This is a genomic window from Methylopila henanensis, assembly GCF_042681025.1.
Taxonomy (GTDB): domain Bacteria; phylum Pseudomonadota; class Alphaproteobacteria; order Rhizobiales; family Methylopilaceae; genus Methylopila; species Methylopila henanensis.
This window is the reverse complement of record NZ_JBHUER010000008.1, coordinates 280,610-306,323: the sequence shown is the minus strand read 5'-3', so window position 1 is coordinate 306,323 and position 25,714 is coordinate 280,610. Positions and strand designations below refer to the sequence as shown.

20 protein-coding genes and 1 tRNA gene are annotated in these 25,714 nt (G+C 69.4%); 15 read left to right on the top strand and 6 right to left on the bottom strand.

What is annotated here, in order from left to right; translation table 11 throughout:
- Positions 1-63: 63 nt before the first annotated feature.
- The gene (locus ACFSCV_RS11980) at positions 64-1,437 is read left to right on the top strand and encodes an SGNH/GDSL hydrolase family protein (protein ID WP_378799812.1); all 1,374 of its coding nucleotides are present in this window, start codon (positions 64-66) and stop codon (positions 1,435-1,437) included.
- A 30-nt stretch (positions 1,438-1,467) separates the two neighbouring features.
- Here the strand turns inward: ACFSCV_RS11980 and ACFSCV_RS11975 are convergent, their stop codons facing one another.
- On the bottom strand, positions 1,468-2,892 hold the full coding sequence (locus ACFSCV_RS11975) for a glutamate synthase subunit beta (RefSeq protein ID WP_378799811.1): 1,425 nt from the start codon (positions 2,890-2,892) through the stop codon (positions 1,468-1,470).
- Between the two features lie 183 nt (positions 2,893-3,075).
- On the bottom strand, positions 3,076-7,806 hold the full coding sequence (gene gltB / locus ACFSCV_RS11970; protein ID WP_378799810.1) for a glutamate synthase large subunit: 4,731 nt from the start codon (positions 7,804-7,806) through the stop codon (positions 3,076-3,078).
- Between the two features lie 403 nt (positions 7,807-8,209).
- Between gltB and ACFSCV_RS11965 the strand changes: the two genes are divergently transcribed.
- Complete coding sequence (locus ACFSCV_RS11965) at positions 8,210-9,274, top strand: threonine aldolase family protein (RefSeq protein WP_378799809.1); 1,065 nt, start codon at positions 8,210-8,212, stop codon at positions 9,272-9,274.
- Positions 9,275-9,329: 55 nt separating this feature from the next.
- Here the strand turns inward: ACFSCV_RS11965 and ACFSCV_RS11960 are convergent, their stop codons facing one another.
- Positions 9,330-9,794, bottom strand: a complete 465-nt coding sequence (locus ACFSCV_RS11960) for an Hsp20 family protein (RefSeq protein ID WP_378799808.1) — start codon at positions 9,792-9,794, stop codon at positions 9,330-9,332.
- 217 nt (positions 9,795-10,011) lie between these two features.
- Here ACFSCV_RS11960 and ACFSCV_RS11955 point away from each other — a divergent pair, with 217 nt between their 5' ends.
- The gene (locus ACFSCV_RS11955; RefSeq protein WP_378799807.1) at positions 10,012-10,992 is read left to right on the top strand and encodes an alpha/beta fold hydrolase; all 981 of its coding nucleotides are present in this window, start codon (positions 10,012-10,014) and stop codon (positions 10,990-10,992) included.
- Between the two features lie 4 nt (positions 10,993-10,996).
- Here the strand turns inward: ACFSCV_RS11955 and hisN are convergent, their stop codons facing one another.
- A complete protein-coding gene (hisN, locus tag ACFSCV_RS11950) occupies positions 10,997-11,782 on the bottom strand; it encodes a histidinol-phosphatase (protein WP_378799806.1) in 786 nt (261 codons plus the stop codon).
- 407 nt (positions 11,783-12,189) lie between these two features.
- Positions 12,190-13,077 carry an N-formylglutamate amidohydrolase gene (locus tag ACFSCV_RS11945; RefSeq protein WP_378799805.1) on the bottom strand — a complete coding sequence of 296 codons (888 nt, stop codon included), beginning with the start codon at positions 13,075-13,077 and terminating at the stop codon, positions 12,190-12,192.
- 124 nt (positions 13,078-13,201) lie between these two features.
- On the opposite strand from ACFSCV_RS11945, the gene cpdR reads away from it, so the two are divergent.
- The 5 genes from cpdR to ACFSCV_RS11920 all read left to right on the top strand — a co-directional run bounded on the left by cpdR (position 13,202) and on the right by ACFSCV_RS11920 (position 16,441).
- A complete protein-coding gene (gene cpdR, locus ACFSCV_RS11940) occupies positions 13,202-13,609 on the top strand; it encodes a cell cycle two-component system response regulator CpdR (protein ID WP_271199812.1) in 408 nt (135 codons plus the stop codon).
- A 19-nt stretch (positions 13,610-13,628) separates the two neighbouring features.
- Complete coding sequence (locus ACFSCV_RS11935; protein ID WP_271199811.1) at positions 13,629-13,820, top strand: hypothetical protein; 192 nt, start codon at positions 13,629-13,631, stop codon at positions 13,818-13,820.
- Between the two features lie 115 nt (positions 13,821-13,935).
- Positions 13,936-14,010 (top strand) — tRNA-Val (locus tag ACFSCV_RS11930).
- 283 nt (positions 14,011-14,293) lie between these two features.
- Positions 14,294-15,631 carry a cytosine deaminase gene (locus ACFSCV_RS11925; protein ID WP_378799804.1) on the top strand — a complete coding sequence of 446 codons (1,338 nt, stop codon included), beginning with the start codon at positions 14,294-14,296 and terminating at the stop codon, positions 15,629-15,631.
- Positions 15,632-15,721: 90 nt separating this feature from the next.
- A complete protein-coding gene (locus tag ACFSCV_RS11920; RefSeq protein WP_378799803.1) occupies positions 15,722-16,441 on the top strand; it encodes a class I SAM-dependent methyltransferase in 720 nt (239 codons plus the stop codon).
- A gap of 7 nt (positions 16,442-16,448) precedes the next feature.
- On the opposite strand, the gene ACFSCV_RS11915 is transcribed toward ACFSCV_RS11920, so the two are convergent.
- Entirely contained in the window at positions 16,449-18,074 is a 1,626-nt protein-coding gene (locus ACFSCV_RS11915) for a glycosyl hydrolase family 28-related protein (protein WP_378799802.1), read from the bottom strand.
- Positions 18,075-18,306: 232 nt separating this feature from the next.
- Here ACFSCV_RS11915 and ACFSCV_RS11910 point away from each other — a divergent pair, with 232 nt between their 5' ends.
- The 7 genes from ACFSCV_RS11910 to ACFSCV_RS11880 all read left to right on the top strand — a co-directional run bounded on the left by ACFSCV_RS11910 (position 18,307) and on the right by ACFSCV_RS11880 (position 25,714).
- Positions 18,307-20,808, top strand: a complete 2,502-nt coding sequence (locus tag ACFSCV_RS11910; protein ID WP_378799801.1) for a glycosyltransferase — start codon at positions 18,307-18,309, stop codon at positions 20,806-20,808.
- Positions 20,805-22,022 carry a tetratricopeptide repeat protein gene (locus ACFSCV_RS11905; protein ID WP_378799800.1) on the top strand — a complete coding sequence of 406 codons (1,218 nt, stop codon included), beginning with the start codon at positions 20,805-20,807 and terminating at the stop codon, positions 22,020-22,022. The genes ACFSCV_RS11910 and ACFSCV_RS11905 overlap by 4 nt, the downstream gene beginning before the upstream one ends.
- Positions 22,023-22,058: 36 nt before the next feature.
- Positions 22,059-22,355, top strand: a complete 297-nt coding sequence (locus tag ACFSCV_RS11900) for an HU family DNA-binding protein (RefSeq protein ID WP_378799799.1) — start codon at positions 22,059-22,061, stop codon at positions 22,353-22,355.
- Between the two features lie 31 nt (positions 22,356-22,386).
- The gene (locus ACFSCV_RS11895; RefSeq protein ID WP_378799798.1) at positions 22,387-23,118 is read left to right on the top strand and encodes a sulfotransferase family protein; all 732 of its coding nucleotides are present in this window, start codon (positions 22,387-22,389) and stop codon (positions 23,116-23,118) included.
- Between the two features lie 131 nt (positions 23,119-23,249).
- Positions 23,250-24,053 carry a transporter substrate-binding domain-containing protein gene (locus ACFSCV_RS11890; protein ID WP_378799797.1) on the top strand — a complete coding sequence of 268 codons (804 nt, stop codon included), beginning with the start codon at positions 23,250-23,252 and terminating at the stop codon, positions 24,051-24,053.
- Positions 24,054-24,125: 72 nt separating this feature from the next.
- On the top strand, positions 24,126-24,884 hold the full coding sequence (locus ACFSCV_RS11885; protein ID WP_378799796.1) for an amino acid ABC transporter permease: 759 nt from the start codon (positions 24,126-24,128) through the stop codon (positions 24,882-24,884).
- Entirely contained in the window at positions 24,881-25,714 is an 834-nt protein-coding gene (locus ACFSCV_RS11880) for an amino acid ABC transporter permease (RefSeq protein ID WP_378799795.1), read from the top strand. The genes ACFSCV_RS11885 and ACFSCV_RS11880 overlap by 4 nt, the downstream gene beginning before the upstream one ends.

The following is a 25,714-nucleotide window of genomic DNA, read 5'->3' as shown; positions in this document are numbered from 1 at the left end:
TGGCCGCCGCCGCGCCGCCGTGCTAATCTGTCGACCATGACACGGCTCGTCCGTTGGCTCCTGGTGGCATTGATCGCGCCGTTCGCCTCTCTGACGGCGGCTCCCGGCGCGTTGGCGCAGGACGGCTATTACCAGCGCCGCTACTACGATCCGCCGCGGGTCGAACGCCGCTACTACGACGAGGACGAGCGCTACGTTCAGCAGCGGCTGCGCGCCATGCGCCGCGACAGCGCCGTGTTGCGCCGTGAGGCCGAGCGGCGCGCGGCCTATGAGGCGGCGCAGCGCGAGCAGCGCCGGCGCAGCGGTTTCGGGGTGCCTCTGCTGCAGCGCCTGTTCGGCGGATCGCGCCCCGAGGTCGACGAGCGCTGGAGCGCGCGGACCGATCCCGGCGCGGTCGAGGTCCGCCCGAAGCCGAAGCGCATCCGTCGCCGGCCGCCGGAAGCGACGCCGGCGGTGACGCCCCCTCCCGCCGTCACGCCGCCCGAGGTCGCGGCCGCGCCGCCCGCGGCGCCGCCGTCGACCTTCGTGGCCGTCATCGGCGACAGCATCGCCGACGGGCTGGCGGCGGGATTGACGGAAGCCTTCGTGGACGCCCCCGACCTCGCCGTGAAGCGCGTGACGAAGCCCAACGCCGGGCTCGTGCGCGTCGACTACCACGACTTCGTCGCCGCGGCGCGCGAAGCCCTCGGTGCGGGTCCGGTGACCTACGCTGTGTTCGACGTCGGCGTGAACGATCGCCAGCCTTTCCTGGACATGCGCGACGCAGCCCCGCTGTCGCCGCGGTGGAAGGAGCGCTACGCGCAACGCATCGACGCGCTGCTGGCGCCGTTCAAAGAGCGCAAAATACCGATCTACTGGGTGGGGCTCGCGCCGAGCGAAAGCGTCCGGGCGAGCTCCGACCACACGGCGCTCAACGCGCTGGCGCGCGAGCGCGTGGAGGCCGCCGGCGGCACCTACGTGGATGTCTGGGAGGGCTTCGTCGACGAAGCCGGCGATTACGCCGCGGTCGGACCGCAGCTCGACGGCCAGACCGCGAAGCTGAGGCTGGACGACGGGGTGCACTTCTCGAAGGCCGGCGCCCGGAAGCTCGCGCATTATGTCGAGCAGGAGCTCCGCAAGGTCTACACGCCGAAGCCCATCGCTCCCGCCGAGGCGGTCGCCGCGGGGACGGCGACCGACGCCGCCGCTCCGGACGCCGCTCCGCTGGCGGTGCGGCCGAAGCCGCTCGCAGGCCCGCTGATGGTGCTGACCGCGCCGCGGACGACGCAGGGCGGAGCCTTGCTGGGAGCGGGGTCGCCGGCCACGGCCGAAACGCTGCTGGTCCGCGGCGAAGCGCCGGCGCCGACGCCGGGACGGCTCGACGACCACCGCTGGCCCGCCGCGGCGGGTCCCGACGGCGATGCGCCGCCGAAACCCGACGCCGCGCCTCGTCCGTGACCGGCGCGGCCCGGATGGCCGCTTAGGGCGTCAGCGCGGCAGCTTGGTCGAGCCGGTCAGGAACGTGTCGATCGCAGCCGCGGCCTGACGGCCTTCCCGGATGGCCCACACCACCAGCGACTGGCCGCGGCGCATGTCGCCCGCCGCGAAGACCTTCGGATTCGACGTGACGTAGCTGCTCTCGTCCGCCAGCACGTTGCCGCGCTTGTCGAGCGCGACGCCCGACTGCTCGACGAGGCCTTCGATCCGCGGCCCGGAGAAGCCGAGCGCGATGAAGACGAGGTCGGCCTTGATCAGGAACTCGGTGCCGGGGATCGGCTGGCGCTTGGCGTCCGCGCGGGCGCAACGCACGCCCACGACCTTGCCGTTCTTGCCCTCGATGCCGAGCGTGACCGCGGCGAACTCGCGCTCCGCGCCCTCGGCCTGGCTCGAGGAGGTGCGGAACTTGGTCGGCCAGTAGGGCCAGGTCAGCAGCTTGTCCTCGACCTTGGGAGGCGTCGGACGGATGTCGAGCTGGGTCACCACGATGGCGCCCTGCCGGAACGAGGTTCCGACGCAGTCGGAGGCGGTGTCGCCGCCGCCGATGACGACGACGTGCTTCGCGGTCGCCTCGACCGTCGTCTCGGGAATCTCGTTCTCGAACCCGACCCGGCGGTTCTGCTGCACGAGGAACGGCATGGCGTAGTGCACGCCCTGCAGGTCCTGCCCCGGCAGCTGCGGATCGCGCGGCTTCTCGGCGCCGCCGGCGAACAGGACCGCGTCGTAGCCGTCGGTCAGCTCCGAGACGGGCAGGGTGACGCCGACGTTCACGCCGTAGTGGAACGTGACGCCCTCGGCCTCCATCTGCTCGACGCGCCGGTCGATATGGCGCTTCTCCATCTTGAAGTCCGGGATGCCGTAGCGGAGCAGGCCGCCGGCGCGTGGCTCGCGCTCGTAGACATGGACCTCATGCCCCGCGCGGGCGAGCTGCTGGGCGGCGGCGAGCCCGGCCGGACCGGAGCCCACGATCGCGACCCGGCTGCCGGACTTCGCGGCCGCGGGCTCGGGCACGATCCAGCCGTTGGCCCAGGCCTTGTCGGCGATGGCCTGCTCGACGGTCTTGATCGCGACCGGAATGTTCTCGAGGTTCAGCGTGCACGCCTCTTCGCACGGCGCGGGGCAGATGCGGCCGGTGAACTCCGGAAAATTGTTGGTGGAGTGGAGGTTGCGGGAGGCCTCCTCCCAGTCGTCGGCGTAGACGAGGTCGTTCCAGTCCGGGATCTGGTTGTTGACCGGACAGCCCTGCGGCCCGTGACAGAACGGAATGCCGCAATCCATGCAGCGCGCCGCTTGGCCGGCGACCTCCGCGTCCGACAGCGGCAGCGTGAACTCGCGATAATGCCGGATGCGGTCGGACGCCGGCTGGTACCGCGCCTCCTGCCGGTCGATCTCGAGAAAACCTGTGACCTTGCCCATCGTATGGTCTCCTCCGCCCGGAGGTCCTTGTCGCAAGCCCGCCTGCAGGTGGCGTCCGGCCCTGCGCCGGAAGCGCAAGGCCGATCGTCCACGGCGTTAAGCTCTACCTTGATGACGGTCCCGGAGCGACCCTCGGGGGCCGTCCGGAACGACGATGTCCTGCGCGAGCCGGAAGCCCGCTCTTCACTCCGCCGCCTGCAGCGCGCGCGCCTTCTCCATCTCGCGGAGCGCCCGGCGGTACTCGACGGGCATCACCTTCACGAACTTGTTCCGGTAGCTCGCCCAGTCGTCGAGGATCGCCTTGGCCCGCGTGGACTCGGTGTGGGCGAGGTGCGCGGAGATGAGATGCTTCAGGCGGTCCTCGTCGTGCCGGGTCATGTCCGGATCGACATGGATGCGGCCCTTGAACTCGAGATCACCGCCGTGGTGGTGCAGCTCCTCAAGCAGCTCCTCCTCCTCGGGCACCGGCTCGAGATCGACCATCGAGAGGTTGCAGCGCGCGGCGAAGTCGCCCGCCTCGTCGAGCACATAGGCGACGCCGCCCGACATGCCCGCGGCGAAGTTGCGGCCGGTCTTGCCGAGCACCACCACCACGCCGCCGGTCATGTACTCGCAGCCATGGTCGCCGGCGCCTTCGACGACCGCGATCGCGCCGGAGTTCCGGACCGCGAAGCGCTCGCCCGCGACGCCGCGGAAGTAGCACTCGCCCTCGATCGCGCCGTAGAGCACGGTGTTGCCGACGATGATCGACTCCTCGGCCACCACGCCGGCGTTCGCCGCCGGACGGATGATGATGCGTCCGCCCGAAAGGCCCTTGCCGACATAGTCGTTGGCCTCGCCCGTCAGGTCGAAGGTCACGCCGGCGGCGAGGAACGCGCCGAAGCTCTGGCCGGCGGTGCCGGTCAGCTTCACCGTGATGGTGTCGTCCGGCAGCCCGGCCGCGCCGTGCGCCTTCGCCACCGCGCCCGAGAGCATGGCGCCCGCGGAGCGGTTGCGGCTCTTGATCGCGCGTTCGATCACGACGGTTTCGCCGTTCTCGATCGCCGGCTTCGCGGCCTCGATCAGGTCGCGGTCGAGCACCGCCTCAAGATGGTGGTCCTGAAGCTCGGCGTGACGGATCGCGACGTCCGCGCCGACCACGGGCTTGGCGAACAATTTCGAGAAGTCGAGTCCCTTGGCCTTCCAGTGCGCTACGGCCTCGCGCTTGTCGAGCAGGTCGGAGCGTCCGACGATCTCGTCGAGCGTGGTCGCGCCCATCTCGGCGAGGAGCTGGCGGACCTCCTCGGCCACGAAGAACAGGTAGTCGACCACGTTTTCCGGCGTGCCCTTGAAGCGCTTGCGCAGCACCGGGTCCTGCGTGGCGATGCCGACGGGGCAGGTGTTCAGGTGGCACTTGCGCATCATGATGCAGCCGGCCGCGATCAGCGGCGCGGTCGAGAAGCCGAACTCGTCCGCGCCGAGCAGCGCGCCGACGACCACGTCGCGGCCCGTGCGCAGGCCGCCGTCGACCTGCAGGCGGACGCGACCGCGTAAGCGGTTCATGACCAGTGTCTGCTGGGTCTCGGCGAGGCCGGTCTCCCAGGGGCCGCCGGCGTGCTTCAGCGAGGTGAGCGGGGACGCGCCCGTGCCGCCCTCGAAGCCGGAGATGGTGATGTGGTCGGCGCGCGCCTTGGCGACGCCCGCGGCCACCGTGCCGACGCCGACCTCGGAGACGAGCTTCACCGACACGTCAGCCGCCGGGTTGACGTTCTTCAGGTCGTAGATGAGCTGCGCCAGATCCTCGATCGAGTAGATGTCGTGGTGCGGCGGCGGCGAGATCAGGCCGACGCCCGGCGTGGACCGCCGGACCTTGGCGATCGCCGCGTCGACCTTGTGGCCGGGCAGCTGGCCGCCTTCGCCGGGCTTCGCGCCCTGCGCCACCTTGATCTGGATCGTGTCGGCGTTGACCAGGTACTCGGTCGTCACGCCGAAGCGGCCCGAGGCGACCTGCTTGATCGCCGAGCGCTTCGAATCGCCGTTGGCGAGCGGAACGAAGCGCTCCGGCTCCTCGCCGCCCTCGCCGGTGTTCGACTTGCCGCCGATCCGGTTCATGGCGACGGCGAGCGTCTCGTGCGCCTCGCGGCTGATCGAGCCGAACGACATCGCGCCGGTGACGAAGCGCTTCACGATCTCGGCCGCGGGCTCGACCTGATCGAGCGGCACGGCTTCGCGGCCGCGCTCCTTCGCGGACTTGATGCGGAACAGGCCGCGCAGCGTCAGCAGCCGCTCCGCCTGCTCGTTCATGTCGCGCGCGAAGTCCTCGTACTTGGCGAAGGACCGGGCGCGGACCGCATGCTGCAGGTCGGCGACCGATTCCGGCGTCCAGGCGTGGTCCTCGCCGCGGATGCGGTACGCGTATTCGCCGCCGACCTCGAGCGCCGAGCGCAGGACGGGGACGTCCGCGAAGGCGAGCGTGTGGCGGCGGACCGTCTCCTCCGCGACCTCCGCCAGGCCGACGCCGCCGACCGGCGTCGCGGTGCCGGTGAAGAACTTGTCGACGAAGTCCTTCGAGAGGCCGATCGCGTCGAAGATCTGCGCTCCGCAATAGGACTGGTAGGTCGAGATGCCCATCTTGGACATGACCTTCAGCAGGCCCTTGCCGATCGACTTGATGTAGCGCGTGCGCACCTCCGTCGCGTCGACGCGCTCGGGGAAGTCCAGCGCCTGATGCATCGAGGCGAGCGTCTCGAAGGCGAGATACGGGTTGATCGCCTCGGCGCCGTAGCCCGCCAGCACCGCGAAGTGATGCACCTCGCGCGGCTCGCCCGATTCCACCACGAGGCCGACCGAGGTGCGGAGGCCCTTGCGGATCAGGTGATGGTGCACGGCGGCGGTGGCGAGCGCGGCGGGAATCGCGATGCGGCCCGGGCCGACGAGCCGGTCGGACAGCACGACGATGTTGAAGCCGCCGTGGACGGCCGCGGTCGCGCGCTCGCAGAGCCGCTCGATCGCGTCCTCCATGCCGCCGGCGCCCTTCTCGGCCGGGTAGGTCGTGTCCAGCGTGCGCGACTGGAACTGGCTTTCGGCCAGATCGTCGATCGCGCGGATCTTCTCCAGATCCTCATTGGTGAGGATCGGCTGGCGCACCTCGAGCCGCTTCTTCTTCGAAGAGCCGTCGAGATCGAACAGGTTCGGCCGCGGTCCGATGAAGGACACGAGGCTCATCACCAGTTCCTCGCGGATCGGGTCGATCGGCGGGTTGGTGACCTGGGCGAAGTTCTGCTTGAAGTAGGTGTAGAGCAGCTTGGAGCGCGTGGAGAGCGCCGACAGCGGCGTGTCGGTGCCCATGGAGCCGACCGCCTCCTGGCCGGTGGTCGCCATCGGCGCCATCAGCAGCTTCACGTCCTCCTGCGTGTAGCCGAAGGCCTGCTGCCGGTCGAGCAGGCTCACCGCCGGCCGCGGGCGCGGCGGCGGGGCGTCGGGCAGGTCCTCGAGCACGAGCTGCGTCTTGGCCAGCCACTCCTTGTAGGGGCGGGCCTTGGCGAGGCTCGACTTGATCTCCTCGTCGGAGACGATGCGGCCTTCGGCGAGGTCGATCAGCAGCATGCGGCCGGGCTGCAGCCGCCACTTGCGGACAATCTTCTCCTCCGGCATCGGCAGCACGCCCATCTCGGAGGCCATCACGACGAGATCGTCGTCGGTCTGGTACCAGCGGGCCGGACGCAGGCCGTTACGGTCGAGCGTCGCGCCGATCTGGCGGCCGTCGGTGAAGGCGATCGCGGCGGGGCCGTCCCACGGCTCCATGACGGCGGCGTGGTACTCGTAGAAAGCGCGGCGCTCGTCGTCCATCAGCGGGTTGCCGGCCCAGGCCTCGGGCACGAGCATCATCACCGCGTGCGCCATGCCGTAACCGCCGTCCACGAGGAACTCGAGGGCGTTGTCGAGGCAGGCGGTGTCGGACTGGCCCTCATACGAGATCGGCCAGAGCTTCGAGATGTCGTTGCCGTAGAGCTCGCTGTCGACGGACGCCTGTCGCGCCGCCATCCAGTTGACGTTGCCGCGCAGCGTGTTGATCTCGCCGTTGTGCGCGACCATGCGGTAGGGGTGCGCCAGCGACCAGGCCGGGAAGGTGTTGGTCGAAAAGCGCTGGTGCACGAGCGCGAGCGCGCTCTCGAACCGCTCGTCCTTCAGGTCGGGGTAATAGGCCGCGAGCTGATCCGCGAGGAACATGCCCTTGTAGACGATGGTCCGGCACGACAGCGACACGGGGTAGTAGGACGAGGCGCGCGGGTCCGCGCCGTAGATCTCGTTGGAGACCACCTTGCGCAGGATGAACAGCTTGCGCTCGAAATCGTCCTCGTTGTCGATCGAGGGCGAGCGGCCGATGAAGATCTGGAGCTGGACCGGCTCGGTCGGCTTGACGCTTTCGCCGAGCGAGGAGTTGTCGGTCGGCACGTCGCGCCAGCCGAGGAAGGTCTGGCCCTCCTCGACGATGACGCGCTCGAACACCGCCTTGACGTTCGCGACCGCGGCCGGATCGCGCGGCGCGAAGATGTGGCCGACGGCGTAGAAGCCGGGCTCCGGCAGCGCGAAGCCGAGCCGCTCGGCCTCCGCCGCGAAGAACTTGTGGGGGATCTGCACCAGCATGCCGGCGCCGTCGCCGGCGCGCGGGTCCGCGCCCACGGCGCCGCGATGCTCGAGGTTCTCGAGAATCCGGATTCCGTGCTCGATGATGGCGTGGCTCTTGCGGCCCTTCATGTCGGCCACGAAGCCGACGCCGCACGAATCCTTCTCGTGACGCGGATCGTAGAGGCCGTGCGCCTGCGGCAGCCCATGGTCGAGCGCGACGGTTTTGGTCGCGGCGGCGCGAGCGGCGTCGGTCGCGACGCTTTCGCGCGCGATGTTGCGGATGTCGCTCTTGCTCTCGTCGGTCATGGCCAACCCCAAGATGCCGCCGGCCGCGAAGCCGGCGTGTCAGTCGTCCCGCATCGAATGCTGCGCGCGGTCCCGCCACACGCGATCGGCCCGGTCAGGACGCGCCGCACGCTCCTGCCTGGAACCGTTCTTGAGTGAATAAGGAACGACGCCGATGCGCAAATGGACAGCCTTACTGTCCTATTGCGCCGCGCACATTGTCAGAAAAGGTGGGTGGCGACAAGCGCCGATGCGAGGTCGCGCGGCGTTTTTCTGCCGTGACGAAGCGTCCCGCCGCAACAAAATGTCGTCATTGGAGGTCATTTCGCAACTTTCGGCGCATACGCCCGACTTTCGGCCTTCCGCATCGACGCTGCGCGCTTCCGCGCCTAAAAGCGGTCGCTCGTTTATGAGGCGTAAGCGCATGTATCTCGCCAGCGACAATGCGGCTCCGGCCGCGGAAGAAGTGCTCCAGGCGCTCGCGCGCGCCAATGCGGGCGCGTCCGCGCCCTACGGCCGCGACGAACCGACGCGTCGCGTCGAGGCGATGTTCAGCGAGCTGTTCGGGCGCGAGGTCGGCGTCTTTCTCGTGACGACCGGCACCGCCGCGAACGCGCTGGCGCTGGCGCAGATCACGCCGCCCTGGGGCGCCGCGATCGGCCACGCCGAAGCGCATGTGATGCACGACGAGTGCGGCGCGCCGGAGTTCTTCACTGCCGGTGCCAAAATTGTCGGCGTGCCGGGACTCGACGGCAGGATGACCGCCGACGGGCTGAAGGCGCTGCTCGCGCGCGACTTCTGGACGCCGCCGACCCACGTCGCGCCCGCGGCCGTGACGATCAGCCAGGCGACCGAAGCCGGCACGCTCTACCGGCCGGCGGAGATCTCGGCGATCGCGGATGTGGCGAAGGCGCATGGGCTCCGGGTTCATATGGACGGCGCGCGCTTCGCGAACGCGGCGGCCGCGACCGGCGCGGCGCCGGCGGAGCTGACCTGGCGGTCCGGCGTCGAGATCCTGTCGTTCGGCTTCACGAAGAACGGCGCGATGGCGGCGGAGGCCGTGATTGTGTTCGCCGAGGATCTCGTGAAGAACCTCGCCGAGCGCCGCAAGCGCGGCGGCCACCTGTGGTCGAAGGGCCGCTTCATCGCGGCGCAGGTGGAGGCGCTGCTGGAGAACGGGCTGTGGCTGGACCTTGCGGCGCGCGCCAACGCGACGGCGGGCCGTCTGGCGGCGGGGCTGGAGAGCCGCGGCCTGCGGCTCGCCTTCCCGGTCGAGGCCAACGAGGTTTTCGTCTGGTTGCCGCCGTCGGCCGACGACGCCCTGCGCGCGGCGGGGGCGGCCTTCTACGCCTGGTCGAGCGAATCGATCGCGCCCGAACGCTCGGGCCGCGTCGGCGACCGCCTCGCGCGCCTGATCTGCTCGTTCGCCACGCCGGACGACGATATCGCAGCGTTTCTCGCCGTGATCGATCGCGAGCGCGTGGCGTAAAAAAAGCGCCCCGGTCTCCCGGGGCGCTCGTTCGTTTTATACGGGGCCGGCGCGCTTACGCGGCTTCGGCGACCTTGGCGTCGATCGCCTTCGGCTGGCTGGCGTTGATCGCGATCGTGCGGGGCTTCTTGGCCTCCGGCACCTCGCGCACCAGCTCCACATGCAGCAGGCCGTTCTCGAGGCTCGCGCCCGTCACCTGCACATGGTCGGCGAGCTGGAAGCGGCGCTCGAAGGCGCGGGCGGCGATGCCCTGATGAAGCACTTCGCCCTTACGCTCCTCCGCCTGCTTCTCGCCGCGGACCGAAAGCGCGTTCTCCTTGACCTCGATCGTAAGGTCCTGCTCGGCGAAGCCGGCGACCGCGACCGTGATGCGGTAGGCGTTCTCGGCGGTGCGCTCGATGTTGTAGGGCGGATAGCCGGGCGCGGCCTCGGCGCCGCCGGCGACGTTGTCGAGCAGCGAGAACAGGCGGTCGAAACCGACGGTCGAGCGATAGAGCGGGGAAAGATCGAACTGGCGCATGGGTCACATCCTTTGATCAAGCGACATGGTTCGGCCCGCCGGTTTGGCCGGGCCTTTTCTCAAGCGCCGCAGCCGTTTGGCCTGCGACGAAACTGAGTTAGGAACGCGAAATCCGGCCTGCAAGGGGCGCCGGCTCCGCCATCGCGGCGTGGTTCGGGCGCGCGCCGTCTGATAGGCAGGACGCACGACCTCCTGCTCCGAGCCCCCGCCCGCCCGCATGCCGTCCCGCCCCCAGCCGCTTCCCGTGCGCGAGGATTTCGTCGAGGCGCCCGACGCGGCGATGACGCCCGGCGCGTCGCTCCATGTGGTGACGTCGGCCGACGGCGTGCGGCTGCGCGCGGCGACCTGGCGGCCCGCCGGAACGCCGCGCGGCACGGTCTGCGTGTTCCAGGGGCGGGCGGAGTTCGTCGAGAAATACGCCGAAGTGGCGGACGACCTGCTGGCGCGCGGTTTCGCGGTCGCGACCTTCGATTTCAGGGGGCAGGGCGGCTCGCAGCGGCTGGTGTCCAATCCGCTCAAAGGCCACGTCGACGATTTCGGCGACTACCGCGCCGACGCCGAGGCCTTCATGCGGCAGGCGGTGATGCCGCACTGTCCGCCGCCCTATTTCGCGCTCGGCCACTCCATGTCGGCCCCGGTGCTGATCGCGCTCGCGCTCCGGCAGCCGCAGTGGTTCGACCGCATGGTGCTGGCGGCGCCGATGATCGGCCTGCCGCTCGCCCGCGCCGAATTCTTCGCCCGCGGCCTGGCCACCGGCCTCGGGCGGCTCGGCTTCTCCGGCTCCTACATCCCGAGCGGGGCGGATCGGATTCTCGCGCTGCGGCCGTTCGAGACCAATCCTGTGACGTCGGACGCGGCGCGCTACGCGCGCTCCGTCAGCCTGATCACCCGCGAGCCGCGGCTCGCGATCGCTTCGCCCACCATCGGCTGGGTACACGCCGCCTTCCGCGCGATGACCGCAACCGCGCTGCCCGGCGTGCCGGAAAGCGTCAGGACCCCGACGCTGGTGCTGACGGCCGGGGCCGACCGGATCGTGGATCCGCGGGCGAGCGAGCGGTTCGCGGCTCGCATCCGCGGCGGTGGCCACCTGCAGCTCCGCGGCGCGAAGCATGAGCTTCTGATGGAGCGGGACGATCTGCGGGGCCTGTTCTGGGCGGCGTTCGACGCCTTCGTGCCCGGAAGCGGCGCGCTGGCTTGAAGCCTCAATCGAGCTTCGATAGCCGTTCGAGCGCAAGTTCGTGGAGGCGCTTGTCGCCCGCGGCGACGATGCGGCCGCCATCGGTCGCAGGCCGTCCGTCCCAGGTCGTGACGACGCCGCCCGCGCCTTCGACGATCGGGATCAGCGCGACGATGTCGAACGGTTTGAGGTCGGCCTCGATGACGAGGTCGACATGGCCGCTCGCCAGCATCGCATAGGCGTAGCAGTCGCCGCCCCAGCGGGTCAGGCGGACGTCCGTCGAGACCTGCTCGAAGGTCTCGCGCTCCTCCGGCGTGAACATGGTCGGCGAGGTGGACATCAGCATCGCGTCCTCGAGCCGGGTGCAGGCCCGCGTCCGCAGACGGCGTTCCGTTCCGCGCCCGCGATAGCTCGCGCTGGAGCCGTCGCCGAAGAAGCGCTCGCCGATGAAGGGCTGGTTCATCATGCCGAAGCAGGGCGTTCCGCCGCGCGTGAGCCCGATCAGCGTGCCCCAGATCGGCATGCCGAGAATGAAGGAGCGGGTGCCGTCGATCGGATCGAGCACCCAGACGAACTCGGCGTCCGGCCGGTCGTCGCCATGTTCCTCGCCGACGATGCCGTGCTCCGGAAAGGTCCGCCGGATCAGCGCCCGCATCGCGGTCTCGCCGGCCTTGTCGGCGGCGGTGACCGGGTCGAAGCCTTCGCGCAGCTTGTTCTCGACGCCGATCGAGGTGCGGAAGAACGGCAGGATCGCCTCGCCGGAATCCTGCGCCAGACGGTCGACGAAGGCGGAAAAGTCTACGGCCGTCATGAGGGGCGCTCCGGTTCCGCGCCGGCGAAGGAAAGCCGGCGGCTCGAAAGAGCGCGAAAGAGCGCGGCGGGCAAGAGGCGGCGGAGCGGCGGCCGGACACGAGGTGCGAAACGCTTAAAATAAAACGCCGGCTTACGCGACACGCGGTCGCAGCCGGCGATAGGTGGCCTTAGGCCTTGCTTTTTGTGCGGCGCGGCCGCATCTTATTGCAGCGCGGCAATGCGATCCCTCGCGATGCCGCTGCCCTCCTTGGGCGTTTCCTCCCTAGACTTGGGCCGCTTGCTTTGCAGGCGGCCCTTTTTTCTTATTGGCGTCCAGGCAGGCGGGACATTGGCGACAGTTCGTCGCGTTTGCAAGCGTTTTTCCGATCAGACGATAGGCGCATCGCGTCAAGCCGCGGAAACGCCTCATTCCGCAGCGGCGCGCACCGTCGTGAGGGCGCCAAGCGGGGCCTGCGCCATGACCCGGACGAAGGTCGTGAGCAGGTCGAGCAGCGGTTCGAAGCCGGCGGTCTTCGCGTGCGTGCGCTCGTCCATGTAGAGCCCGCGGTTGATCTCGACCTGAAGCGCATGGAAGCCGCTCGCGGGCGCGCCGTAATGCTCGGTGATGTAGCCGCCGGCGTAGGGGCGGTTCCGGGTGACGACGAAGCCGGCCTCGCGCAGGGTCTGCTCGGCGAGATCCACGATCGCCGGGGCGCAGCTCGTGCCGTAGCGGTCGCCCAGCACCACGTCGGCGACCGGACGCTCGTCGCGCACGCCGCCGGTCGAGGGCATCGAGTGGCAGTCGATCAGCAGCGCCACGCCGTGGCTGCGATGCGCGCGGCTGATCAGCCTCCCGAGCGTGCGGTGGTAGGGCTTGTAGAGCGTCTCGATCCGCGCGAGCGCCGCCTCCACGGGCAGCCGCGCGCCATAAATCTCCTGCGCCTCGCCGACCACCCGCGCGATCGTTCCCAAACCGCCCGCGACGCGCACCGAGCGCGTGTTGGCGAAGGGCGGCAGCCGCCCCTCGAACATGCGCGGATCGAGCTCGTAGGGCTCGCGGTTCACGTCGAGGAAGGCGCGCGGGAAATGCGCGCGCATCAGGGTCGCGCCGTAGCTCGGAGCCGCCGCGAACAGTTCGTCCACATAAGCGTCTTCGGACCGCCGCAGCGCGCGCGCGTCGAGCCGGGAGGAAGCCAGGAAGCTTGCGGGATAGCGCGAGCCGGAGTGCGGCGAATTGAATATGGCGGGCGAGGTCGCCTGCGCCGGCGACGCGACGTCGAACGGCGGGTCCGGTAGGTCTGTCGGGGAAGACATCGTCACGTCGGCGGCGATCCGGGTCTGCAAGGCGCTGGCGTTCCCCGATTGTTGCCGATGGATGACGCTCCTGTCCATCGGCCAGACCGGCAACGTTCTGTTTACCAAAGCGGTGACTTATGGAATGACTCGTTGCGGCTCCTCGCAATCCGGTTCGATTTCAGTGACTCCGAACACCAAGATCCTGCTCGCCGAAGACGACGACGACATGCGTCGCTTCCTGGTCAAGGCGCTCGAGAACGCCGGCCACTCGGTCGTGTCGTTCGACAACGGCCTCTCGGCCTATCACCGGCTCCGCGAAGAGCCGTTCGAACTGCTGCTGACCGACATCGTGATGCCCGAGATGGACGGCATCGAGCTCGCGCGCCGCGCGACCCAGCTCGACCCCGACATCAAGGTGATGTTCATCACCGGCTTCGCCGCGGTCGCGCTCAACCCCGACAGCCAGACGCCCAAGGACGCGAAGATCCTGTCGAAGCCGTTCCACCTGCGCGAGCTGGTGAGCGAGGTCGACAAGCTGCTCGCGGCGTGACGTCCGGGCGCAGCTGACGTTGGGCCCGCGCGACATCGCGCCGCCGGCGATGCTGGTCGTCGCCGTGGCGCTCGGGCTTTCGGGTGTGCTGGACCGTCCCGGCCTCGAAGGCCTCGGCGATGGTCTGCTCCTCGGCGCGGCCGTGTGCGCGCCGATCTGGCTGCTCGGTCTCTGGCGTCGTAGCCGGTCCGAAAAAGGCGGTCGGGATTGATCCTCGCTTCCCCGCTTGCCAGCCTCGGGGCGATCCGATATAGCCGCCACTCTGTTCGCGCCGTCGCCCGCAGGCGGCGCAAACTAGGTTTCGACGGACGCCTCGCGGCCGTCACGGGCGTGTAGCTCAGCGGGAGAGCACTACGTTGACATCGTAGGGGTCACAGGTTCGATCCCTGTCACGCCCACCATTCGAAAAAGGCGGCTCCGGCGATGTCGGAGCCGCCTTTTTCTTTTCGCGCGGCGGGCGTCAGCTCAGCGGCCCGACGCGTCGCGGGGATGGAACACGTAGCCTTCCGCCGACCTCGTCCGCGAACGTTTTACCCCGGTCCCGCCGCCGCGGGGGCGCTCCGGCGATTTGTTTCAGTCGGGCAGGGACGCGGTCGTTTGATCGGCCCCGGAATGCGCCATAGACATGCGGGGGCGGAGCCGCCGGAAGGCCTCGCCGCTCTCTTTCACAGCGTGGGCGCCGTCATGATCGAACTGCCGGAGCATGCCTTCGAGTCCGGGCGCCCCGTCGTGCTGCGCGGCGCGCGGACGCCTGCGCCCTTTCTGCCGGATCATGGCGACGCGCCGGTCGATCGCGACGGCGCGGCGCTGGTCGACATTCTGGTCGCCGACGGACGGGTGGCCGCGGTCGCGCGCTCCGGCGCGGCGCCTGCGCCGGAGGGGACGATCGAGGTCGATCTCGACGGCCGCCATGTCTGGCCGACGCTGGTGGACATGCACGCCCATCTCGACAAGGGCCACATCGTCGACCGCGCGCCCAATCCCGACGGCACGCATGAGGCCGCGGCCGCGGCGACCGGGGTCGACCGCGAGGCGCGTTGGCATCACGACGACCTGGTGCGACGGATGTCGTTCGGCCTCGCCTGCGCGGAAGCCCACGGCGTCTCCGCGATCCGCACCCATCTCGACAGCCATGAGGGGCAGGGCCCCGAAACCTGGGGCGCGTTCCGGGCGGCGCGCGACGCTTTCGCCGGACGCGTCGCGTTGCAGGCGGTCGCGCTCGCGCCGATGGAGATCTACGCCACCCTTTACGCCGAGACGCTGGCCGACATCGTGGCCGACACAGGCGGCCTGCTCGGCGGCGTCGCGCGTCTCGCCGGGGCTTCGCCGCAGGACGATCTCGCGGCGCTCGACGCGCTGCTCGACCGCATGTTCACGCTCGCGGCCGCGCGCGGCCTCGACGTCGATCTGCATGTGGACGAATCGGCCGACACGGCGCGCGCCACGCTGCCGACGATCGCGCGGGCGACGCTGCGCCACGGCTATGAGGGCCGGGTCGCCTGCGGCCACTGCTGCAGCCTGGCGCTGCAGGACGATGCGACGCTCGCCGACCATGTCGCGCTGGTCGGCGACGCCGGCGTCGCCGTCGTGACGCTGCCGACCGTCAACATGTACCTGCAGGATCGGCGGGCCGGCCGCACGCCCCGCTGGCGCGGCGTGACGCCGGTTCAGGAGCTCATGGCCGGCGGCGTGCGCGTGGCGGTGGCCGGCGACAACTGCCGCGACCCGTTCTACGCCTATGGCGACCACGACATGCTCGACACCTTCCGCCAGGGTGTGAAGATCCTGCACCTCGACCATCCGTTCGGCCGAGCGGCCGCGCTTGCGGGGCCCGTCCCGGCGGACGTGATGGGCCTGTCCGATCACGGCGTGATCCGCGCGGGCGGGCCGGCGGACCTCATCCTGCTCGACGCCTGGAGCATGGATCAGGTGCTCGCGCGTCCCCAGAGTGACCGGATCGTCATCCGCGACGGGCGGCGCCGGGTAGCCGGACCGCCGTCCTACGCTGCGCTCCGGACTTAGCCGTACCCCTGAAGCGTCATCGCCATCCGGCCGTTCGCGGGTAAAGTGGCGCCCCCGCGCCAGGATGCGGGAGCGCATATCGAGGACCGCATGCCGAACCTCTCCGACGAAACCAAAGTCAGCGCCGCCGTCTGGGACCGCTACGACGACGAGGCGCGGCGGGCCGAGCTGTCGCACTGGCGCGGCGCCGGAAAATGGGCCGACGACGAGAAGTGGCGCAATGTGGGCGTGCGCTCGCGCCGGCGGCTCGAACGGCTCGCCGCGTTGACCGGGCGGACGCTGTGGGACCGGCCGCGCGCCATGCTGGAATGGGGCCCCGGCGGAGGCGCGAACCTTTTCGCCTTCCGCGACGTGGCCGCGCGCTACTACGGCGTCGACATCTCGCAGCGGAACCTGGACGAGGCGCAGCGCATGATCGCCCTCGAAGGCTATTCCGGCTTCCGGCCGGTTCTGGTTGAGGGCGAGCCGGCGGAGGTCGAGGCCGCCGTGACCGAGCCGATCGACATCCTGCTCAGCACCGCGGTGTTCCAGCACTTTCCTTCCCGCGCCTACGGCCTGCGGGTGCTGCGCACCATGCGCAAGCTCGCCGCGCCGGACGCGATCGGGCTGATTCAGATCCGCTTCGCCGACGACGCCCACGCCGCGGGCGAGCCGGATCTCGCCGACTACGCCCGCCGCTTCGTCACCGCGACGGCCTACGGGATCGACGAGTTCCGCGCCGCCTGCGGGGAGGCCGGCTTCGCGGTGCTGAAGATCGACCACATCAACCCGAACTCGCGCTACGCCACCTTCTATCTGACGGCGGCTTGAGACCGCTTCATCCCGAGAACACCGAGACGCGGTCTTCGATTTCCGGCGCGAAGCGGTTGCCGCGGACCGTGACGCGGGCGAGCCGCCGCGCAGCGGACCGGCCGAGGCGCATGGCGATCGGCTGGTACTTTTCGCCGGGCGCCGCCTCGAAGGCGTTGTCCAGCACCTCGAAGCCGCCATGGCGCAGGTCGTCGTCGGGGCCGACGTCCGCGAGCAACTGATAGCTGTCGTAGCCTCCGAAGCGGTTGCCCGTCAGGCGAACGTCGTCCGAGCGGCTGATCATCAGGCCGACGTCGGAGACGCCTTCGCCCAGGGTTCCGAGCCGCGGCCGCGCCGAACCGTCGAGCGTCGCGTTCTCCAACGCGACGCCGCGGCACTGCTCGACGCTCATGGTCACGCCGAAGGCGCGGCGGTCGGCGCCCTCGTAGCGCACGATCCGGCGAAAGCCGCAGCCGGCGATCTGCGCCTCGTTCACGCCCCGCAGCATCAGGCCGCGGAATCCGTGGACGATCTCGTTGTCTCGGAAGACGAAGCCCGTCAGCGGGCAGGCCGCCGTCTTGGTGATCCCGACGGAGTAGCTGAACAGGTTCTCGAAGCGGTTGCGCGAAATCTCGACGTCGCGCATCGGCGGATGATCGGGGAAGTAGTCCTCCTGGTGTTCGGAGCCGAGATCTATCCCCTTGCCGAACGCGCCCTCGTGCGGGCGCGCGGCGGCCCGGCCGGGCGCGCCGCCCTCGGCGGCGATGACGCCGGCGAAGCGGTTGTCGACGACGCGGAAACGGCCGCGTCCGCCGAGATTGAGCGAGGAGCCGAGCGCGTTCCGCACATCGCAGCCGCGGATCGTGACATCCTCGGTCCGCGGCCCGAAGATGTTGAGCGGGCTCGTGGTCGCCGCTGGATTGAAGCGCTCGGGTCCGACGTGGCGAAAGCGCTCCACGACGACGCCGCGGCAGTCGAAGATCCACCAGCCCTCGGTGAAGGAGGGATAGACCGAGGCGCAGTCGACGACGCGCACGTTCGAAGAGCCGATGACGAGCACCGGACCGCTGCGGCCGATCAGGCGGCCGGTGCGGTCGTCCCGCAGGCGGATGTGGCGGTTGCGCGTCGTCGTCACCCGCTCGAGCCTCACGTCCGCCGCTCCGTCGATCTCGAGCAGGGCGGAGGCGTCTTCGGCGGAGAAGCCGTTGGCCGCCCGACGCTCCGCCGCGCCGACGCCGCCGTCGAGAGTGAGGTCGCGGATATGCGCGCGTTCCACGCCGACCATGCGCAGCAGCGCGCGCGAGACGGGGTCGATTCCGGATGCGCGTGATTCGAGCGGCGGGCCGACGAGCGTGGTCCGGTCCGCGCCGGCGCCCACGATCTCGATCCGGCCGCCCCTTAGCGCCGGCCGCGGATCGCCCGGCGCCGCGCGCCCGACCGGCGAGGCGATGAGGTAGCGGCCCGGCGGGATCATCAGCGGCGCGCCGGATTCGGCTGCGGCCGTGAGCGCTCGGGAAAGCGCCGGCCCATCGTCCGAGGTCCCGTCGCCGACCGCGCCGAACGCCTTCAGGTCCAGCCCCGCGCCCGTCCGCGCCCATGCCGGCGAGGCGAGAGCCGCGGCGCCGAGCGCCGCGAATCTGCGCCGGGTCAGCATGCCGGTCTGGTTTCTCGCGACTTCGGGAGGCTTATATCTATATATAAATGACAGAAAAAATAAGGTGACATTCGTGATCTTGCTTGGGCGGCCATGAGGACGTCATGGTTGAACGAGATCATCCCACGATGATAGATGAGTTGGGGCTCAAGAGATCGTGCGTCGCACTGTCGGATGCGGCGAGGCTGGCGATTGCGCCCGGCCTGGCACGATCGCGCAACAGTCCGGATGCATGACCGCACACGACGCCCAGTCGAAGACGCAGGCCGAGCATGACGCTGCGGGGCCGGACGCCGACGCCACGAGCACGCCCCAGGATAGCCCTGCGCCCGCTCGCTCCGGCGGTCTTGTGAAGCTCGTGTCCCGGCGCATGGGGATGGGATCGGTCGTGTCGGCGATACTGAAGCCGACGGCTGCGGAACGGCGCGCCGCGGCGCCCAAGCCGGAGGCCGACGAAAAGTCTCGGTCCTACGACGGCGAACCTACGGTTTCCGCATCATCCCAGCAGGACGTCCCGTCCGGCGAGGCGGGCGAAGGGCTCTCCGAAGAGATCAAGCGTCCGGGCAAGGCCGCGCGCCAGCGCGACAAGGCCATCGCGGAGCGGGACAAGGCGCGGGCGGAGCGCGACGAGGCCAAGGTCGAGCGCGCGCGCATGCGCAAGCAGCGCGACGAACTGCGCGAGCGGCTGAAGGAGCTCGAGCTCCGCATGCTCGACGTCGAGGCGCGCCAAACCGCGGAGGCCGCCCGTCCGGTCCTCGAGAACTTCGACGCCAAGCGGGTCGCGTCCGGCGTCGACGCGCTGCAGACGGCGCTCGACCGGCTCGGCCGGGAGCTTGGCCTGCCGGCGCGCGAGAAAACGGCGAAGCCCGTCGCGCTCGCCCCGGCGGAGCTCGCCGCCAAGCTGTTCTCCTACGCCAATTTCCACCGGCTCGAGCATCTGCGGCGGCAGCGGGCGCCCGAAGTGCGGGCGAGGCTCGAGCAGGGCGAGAAGCTCAGCACGACCGAGCAGGAGCTGCTGGTCCAGCGCCACACGCCGCTGATGCACAAGCGCCTTCCGGAACGGCGCACGCCGCCCGCAGAGGTCGCGTTCCTGACCGTCGCGAACGACCGTTTCGCGCCCGGCCTCACAGGACTGCTGCTGTCGCTGCTCGACGTCTATCCCGACTTCGCGTCGGACGTGCTCGTCTACCACGACGGCACGCTGACCGGGTTCCTTCAGCGCCAGTTGCTCGACGTCTATCCCCGCATCCGCTTCTTCACGCCGGACATGGACTGGCTGGAGCTGACCGCCCGCGAGAGCGACAACCACAAGCGCATCGGCAAGCTCGGCTACATGAACCTGTTCGCCTTCACGCACGGCGAATACGAGCGCGTGGTCGTCTTCGACAGCGACCTTCTGGTCATCGACGACATCAGCGCGCTGTGGGAGGGCGGCGGCGACGACTTCCGCGCCTGCCTCGACTGCGGCGACCGCGAGTACGTCGCGATGTCGCCCTACACCGGCGCCTACATCGTCAACAGCGGGGTGATCTCGATCCCGAAGAGCCAGCTCACCGCCGAGGCTTTCGAGGAGGCGAGGGAGACGGCCAAGGCCAGCCTTCTCCCGCTCAACGATCTGATCGACCGTTTCGCCGACCAGAAGACCTGGAACATGCTGCTGCGGGACAAGCCGCTGACGCTGCTGGAGACCAATTACAACTGCAATGTGAAGTACGTGATCCGGCATCTCGGCGGGAATCTGGAGGGCGTGTCGATCGTCCATTTCGCCGGCGCGAAGCCCTGGAACACGCAGCTCTATCTGAACGACGAGCTGGTGCAGGAATACAACGTCAAGGCGCTCCCCTATCCGAAGATCTGGACGGACCAGTACAGGCGGCTGCTGTATCGCAGCAGGTTGAAATCCTTCCGCCGGGACACGGCGAACGACCGCCGGACGCCTGTGCTCGCGCCCATCGCGGGCGAGGAGCCGACCTGCGTCATGATCGGCAACGGCCCGTCGATCGCGGAGACGCCGCTGGAGCGGCTGCACGGGCTGGAGAAGTTCTGCTTCAACTGGTTCATCCTGCACGAGCGCTTCGAGCAGGTCGCGCCGGAGCATCTCGTGCTGGCGTCGCACATGTTCTTCGGCGGCTGGAACACGCAGAAACCGGCCTTCCCGTCCGGCTACCTCGCGCGCCTGCGCGAGCTCAAGCACAGGCCCGCGCTCTGGACGTCCTATTACTTCAAGCCGCTGTTCGATGAGCTCGGACTGTCGCAAGAGTTCGAGGTCAACTACCTGCTGTTCGAGAAGCCGTTCAAGCGCTTCATCGACAGCCTGGGCGCGACGCCTTGCGACATCGATGGCTTTCTCGACGACGGGCGCACCGGCGTCCTGAGCTTCGGCGCGCCGATCGCGGCGGCGCTCGGCTTCCGGCGGATGGCTCTGGTCGGCTGCGACAGCAACTACAACGCCGGCGGCGCCGGCCATGGCTCGAACTATTTCTACGATGCGACGCTGCACACCTCGCCTTCGACGCGGGCGGATTCGCTGACCGCGACATGGGCTCCCGGCGGCGCCGGCCATTTCGCCTACGACGTCGTCAGCGAGGCGCTGGCCCGGCGCGGCGTCGAGATGGTCGACGCCACCGTCGGCGGCGGTCTCGAGATCGGGAAGATCGCCATGGACGATCTCGTGCGCGCCGCGGAGCGTGCGCGTCGCGCGCGCATGGCCGTTCCGTTCGAGGCGGTGTCGTGAGCGTGGTCAGCCTCGCCGCGCGGGGCGCGCCGCTGCCCCATGGACGCGGTCCCGAGCGCATCACGATCGGCGACACGGCGCTGATCGACGTCGTCGAGCCCGGCGCGCCGACGGCGATCGTGTTCAGCGCCGTCAACGCGCGCTCGTTCAGCTACTACAAGATGTTCATGGCGCGGCCCCTGAACCGCGTCTTCCTGCGCGATCCGGACAACCTCTGGTACCAGCGTGGCGTGTCGGCCGAACTGTCGGGCGTCGAGCCGCTGGCGGCCTACCTCGCCGAGGTTCTGCGCGTCCTGAAGCCTTCCACGACGATCGCCTTCGGTTCGTCCATGGGCGGCTACGCCAGCCTGCTGTTCGGGCAGAAGCTCGACGTCGACGCCGTGGTGTCGATCTGCCCGCAGACGCTGCTCGACCCGCGCCTGCCGCACACGCCGGCGGCGGCCCCAAACGGGCCCTACGATGACCTGTCCGGCCTGCCCGCTCCCGCGCCGAGGCGGAAGACCTATGTGTTCTTCGGCTCGGCCGACATGGTCGACATCTACAATGTCTACCGCATGCCGCAGGACGGCCTGACGCTTCTGCCGATCGCGGGCCAGGACCACATGGTCATGCATCACCTGATGAAGAACGGCGAGTTCGAGCGGTGCGTCGACGCGATCCTCGCGGGTCGCGATTACGCGTGCTCCACGCCGCTCGACCGCCGCTGCGACGATCCCCTCCTGCGCGGCCTGGTCGGACGCCTCGTCGAGGGCGTCTACCGTGAGGACCCGGCCTACGACCCCGAACGCTACGCGCGCGCGACGCTCGCGCTCCAGCCCGACTGGCCGGCGGCGAACTACATGCTGGCGCGCGTCTGGGCGGACCAGGGCAAGCTCGAGGAGGCCGCGAAGCAGGCGGCGAAGGCGACGAAGCGGGCGCCGGGCTCGATCGCCTTCGCCGATTTCCAGGCCCACCTGTTCCTGCGGCGCGAAATGTACGACGAGGCGCTGGCGGCCTATGAGCGTTGTCTCGAAGTGCGGCCGAAGCACTATGCGGCGCTGTGCGCGCTCGCTTCGCTGCACGCCCGCGCGGGCCGGACCGAGATCGCGCTTCGCCTGCTCGACGACGCCGTCGAGATAAGGCCGCGCCAGACGCGCGCGCAGAAGCTGCGCGACAAGATCAAGAGCGGGCGCTTCGAAGCCGGCCGGACCGATGTCGCGCTCGACGACGAGTGACGGCCGCCGACCGGACAAGACGATGAGGAGACGGACATGAGCGACAACCTGGGCAAAGTCACCCGACGCGATCTGGCGGACGCCGTCGTGAAGACCACGGGCGTGCCGCGCGCCGAGGCGCTCAAGGTGATGGACGCGACCTTCAACCTGATCGCCGAGGCGCTCGACCAGGGCCGCATCGTCAACATCCGCGGCTTCGGCGCGTTCGACATGCGCGAAACGCCGGCCCGCACGCGGGTCGATCGATCCGGGGCGACGGTCGAGGTGCCCGCCGGGCGCCGGGCGCGGCTCAAGCTCGCCACGGCGCGCCCCGTCAAGGACGCGGCTGAGTGACAAAGACGGCGGGCGCTCGGGGACGGGACCTATGACGAGCGATCGGGTCGACTTCTTCATCGTGGGCGCGATGAAGTCCGGGACCACCAGCCTGAGGTCGGTGCTGGGGCGCTCGCCGGACGTGGACGCCTGTCCGCGCGAGATGCATTTCTTCGACAACGACGACAATTTCGCGCGCGGGTTCGACTGGTACCACGCCCAGTTCGGGCCGGCGCGGCCCGGCGTGCGGCGCGGCGAGAAGAGCCCGTCCTACGGCTTCTCCGCGCAAGGGGCGGCGCGCATCGCCGACTACAATCCGGACGCTCGGATCCTCTGGATCTTCAGGGACCCGGTGGCGCGCGCGGTGTCGAACTACTACCACGCCCGGCGCCGTCGCGACGACGCGCCCGCGCTCGAGCACGCGATCGACAACCGCGTGGCGCTCGAACGCCGCAACGCCAAGACGGCCTATGTCTATCGCTCCGAGTACCAGAAGCATCTCGACAATTTCGCCCGCTTCCCGAGCGGGCAGATGCGGATCCTGATCTTCGAGGAGGTGCTCGAGGGCGCGCGACCCGACATCGCGGAGACCTTCGGGTTTCTCGGCGTCCGGGCGCCGGCAAAGGTCGGCTTTCCGCATTCCAACGAAGGCGACGCGGAGCTGAGGGAGAGCAATCCGGTCTCGTCCGCGACGATCGCCGAACTGCGAAGCCTGCTGCGCCCGACGGTCGAGGCGATCGAGGAGCGGCTGGGGCGCCGGATTCCGGCCTGGTCCGGCGCCTGAGGCCGGGCCGGCCGATCACAAAACGTCGGACAATCCGGACCCGCGTATTGACGCAGGCGTCAAATTGAGTAGGCTTAGACTTTAGGCGAGCCGCCGATGCGGGCGGTCGCGCATGGTTGAGGGCCTACCCAATGATGAAGCTTGTACTCGCGGCCTGCGCGGCGCTGGTCGCCGGCGCCGCTCCCGCCGCGGCTGACGTTCTGTCTCAGGTCAAGGAGAAGGGCGTCCTCGTCGTTGGGGTGAAGGCCGACTACAAGCCCTTCGGATATCGCGACCCGACCGGCGCGATCGTCGGCATCGAGCCGGATCTCGCGGCCGACGTCGCCAAGCGCCTTGGCGTGAAGCTCGAGCTGGTTCCCGTGATGTCCGCGAACCGCATCGAGTTCCTGCAGCAGGGCAAGATCGATCTGATGATCGCCACCATGTCGGACAAGCCGGAGCGGCGGAAGAGCGTGCAGGCGATCGACCCGCAGTACTATTCCGACAGCGTCAACGTGCTGATGTCGAAGAAGGCCAAGTATACGAATTGGGACGAGCTGAAGGGCAAGACGCTCTGCGCCACCTCCGGCGCCTGGTACAACAAGGAGGTCTCGGCGAAGTACGGCGTGGACGTGAAGGCGTTCGACGGGTCTGAGAAGCCGCTGTTCGCGCTCAAGCAGGGCGAGTGCATCGGCTACCTCTACGACCAGACCTTCGTGCAGGGGAAGCTGATCGACGCCGAATGGAACGAGGGCTACGGGATGCCGCTGCCCGGCATTCTCGAGGCGCCGTGGATCATGGCGGTGAAGAACGGCGAGGACGCCTTCGCCAAGGAGCTCACCACGATCACTCTCGACTGGATGAAGACCGGCGCCGTCGTCGCGCTGGAGAAGAAGTACGGCATCGAGCCGACCGACTACTCCAAGCGCATGCACGAGCAGCACAAGGGCAGCTGAGCGCCCTGTGCGAACGTCTTCCGCCGGGCGCGTTCCCGCGCCCGGCCGCATGTCGTCTGACCGCGAGCATCGATGGACGCGTTAGCTGAGTGGTTCCGCACGCTCTATGAGACCACGGGCGTAAACCTCACCATCGTCTACGACGCCTATGACCGGCAGAGGTTCGTCTCCGGTCTCGGCATGACGATCTATCTCAGCACGGCCAGCGTGCTGATCAGCATCGTGATCGGCGCGGTCGGCGCCTGGGCGCAGGGCTCGCCGCTGCGGCTTCTGCGCGGGCTGGTCGACGGCTTCGTCGTCGTGTTCCGCAACACGCCGCCGCTGGTGCAGATCTTCTTCTTCTACTTCGGCCTCAGCCCTCTGCTGCCCTACGTCGAGGACATGGACGGCATGCGGGCGCCGCTGTTCAGCAACGTGCAGTGGGCGATCATCTCGCTGTCGCTGTTCGCCGGCGCGTTCAACGTCGAGATCTTCCGCTCGGGGATCGAGGCCGTGCCGCGCTCCACGATCGAGGCGGCGGAGTCGCTCGGCTACAGCCGGCTCGGCGTGTACCTGCATGTGGTGCTGCCGCTCGCGTTGCGCGTCTGCCTGCCGGCGCTGAACAACAACCTTGTCAACCTGTTGAAGACCACCACGCTCGCCTACGCCATCGCGGTGCCGGAGACGCTCTACGTCTCGAAGCAGATATGGACGGATTCGCAGAACGTGCCGACGATGATGATCGTGCTGCTGCTGGTCTACGTGGCGCTCGTCGGCGTGCTGGTCTGGATTATGCACCGCTGGGAGCGCCGGCTCGCCATTCCGGGCTATGGCCAGGGGGCGGCGCGATGACGGGCCGGCCCCTCGCGGTTCTGCATCCGGTCGCGCCGCCCGCGCCGCGCGGCTTCCCGAAACTGACGCTGGTCCATTGCGTCGGGATCGTCGGCGCGCTCGCGCTGGTCGGCGGCGCGGCGCACGCGCAAGGCGCGCCGGCGGCGCCCTCCGCGTTCGAGGTGATCCTCAAATGGTCCCCGCTGCTGTTGCAGGGCTTCCTGTTCAACGTCGCGATCTCGCTGCTCGCGATGACGCTCGGCACGGTCGCGGGCCTCGCGCTCGGCCTCGCGCAGATCGGGACGAACCGTCCGCTCGCCCGGGTCGCCTGGGCCGCGACCCAGTTCTTCCGCAACGCGCCCTGGCTGGTGCTGCTGTTCTTCGCGATGTTCATGATCCCGTTCCAGTTCCGGGTCTTCGGCTACGTCATCCCGTTTCCGGACTGGGTGAAGGCGGTGATCGGCTTCTCGCTGCCGGTGATGGCGAACGTCTCGGAGATCCTGCGCGGGGCGGTGCGTTCGTTGCCGAGCGGCCAGTGGGAGGCCGCGGAGTCGCTCGCCTTCTCGCGGCGGCAGACGCTGTGGCGCATCATCCTGCCGCAATGCGTGAAGCGCATGCTGCCGCCGTGGATGAACCTCTATTCGCTCGTCACGATGGCGACGGTGCAGGCCTCGATCGTCGGCGTGTCGGAAATGCTGACCCTGACCTCCGAGGTCCACGCCGCCGAGGGCGGCCGGCCCGAGCTGCTCGCGCCGCTCTACGGCTTCGCGATGCTGTGCTTCTTCCTCTACTGCTACCCGATCGGGCGGTTGACGCAGCGCCTCGAACGCCGCTTCAACGTCAAGTCCTGA

Coding starts and splice junctions, on each gene's coding strand:
- ACFSCV_RS11910 (WP_378799801.1), top strand. CDS start 18,307: ATGACCGCACACGACGCCCAGTCGAAGACGCAGGCCGAGCATGACGCT.
- ACFSCV_RS11955 (WP_378799807.1), top strand. CDS start 10,012: ATGCCGTCCCGCCCCCAGCCGCTTCCCGTGCGCGAGGATTTCGTCGAG.
- cpdR (WP_271199812.1), top strand. CDS start 13,202: ATGACTCGTTGCGGCTCCTCGCAATCCGGTTCGATTTCAGTGACTCCG.
- ACFSCV_RS11885 (WP_378799796.1), top strand. CDS start 24,126: ATGGACGCGTTAGCTGAGTGGTTCCGCACGCTCTATGAGACCACGGGC.
- ACFSCV_RS11880 (WP_378799795.1), top strand. CDS start 24,881: ATGACGGGCCGGCCCCTCGCGGTTCTGCATCCGGTCGCGCCGCCCGCG.
- hisN (WP_378799806.1), bottom strand. CDS start 11,782: ATGACGGCCGTAGACTTTTCCGCCTTCGTCGACCGTCTGGCGCAGGAT.
- ACFSCV_RS11960 (WP_378799808.1), bottom strand. CDS start 9,794: ATGCGCCAGTTCGATCTTTCCCCGCTCTATCGCTCGACCGTCGGTTTC.
- ACFSCV_RS11945 (WP_378799805.1), bottom strand. CDS start 13,077: ATGTCTTCCCCGACAGACCTACCGGACCCGCCGTTCGACGTCGCGTCG.
- ACFSCV_RS11900 (WP_378799799.1), top strand. CDS start 22,059: ATGAGCGACAACCTGGGCAAAGTCACCCGACGCGATCTGGCGGACGCC.
- ACFSCV_RS11925 (WP_378799804.1), top strand. CDS start 14,294: ATGATCGAACTGCCGGAGCATGCCTTCGAGTCCGGGCGCCCCGTCGTG.
- ACFSCV_RS11890 (WP_378799797.1), top strand. CDS start 23,250: ATGATGAAGCTTGTACTCGCGGCCTGCGCGGCGCTGGTCGCCGGCGCC.
- ACFSCV_RS11915 (WP_378799802.1), bottom strand. CDS start 18,074: ATGCTGACCCGGCGCAGATTCGCGGCGCTCGGCGCCGCGGCTCTCGCC.
- ACFSCV_RS11965 (WP_378799809.1), top strand. CDS start 8,210: ATGTATCTCGCCAGCGACAATGCGGCTCCGGCCGCGGAAGAAGTGCTC.
- ACFSCV_RS11920 (WP_378799803.1), top strand. CDS start 15,722: ATGCCGAACCTCTCCGACGAAACCAAAGTCAGCGCCGCCGTCTGGGAC.
- ACFSCV_RS11975 (WP_378799811.1), bottom strand. CDS start 2,892: ATGGGCAAGGTCACAGGTTTTCTCGAGATCGACCGGCAGGAGGCGCGG.
- gltB (WP_378799810.1), bottom strand. CDS start 7,806: ATGACCGACGAGAGCAAGAGCGACATCCGCAACATCGCGCGCGAAAGC.
- ACFSCV_RS11895 (WP_378799798.1), top strand. CDS start 22,387: ATGACGAGCGATCGGGTCGACTTCTTCATCGTGGGCGCGATGAAGTCC.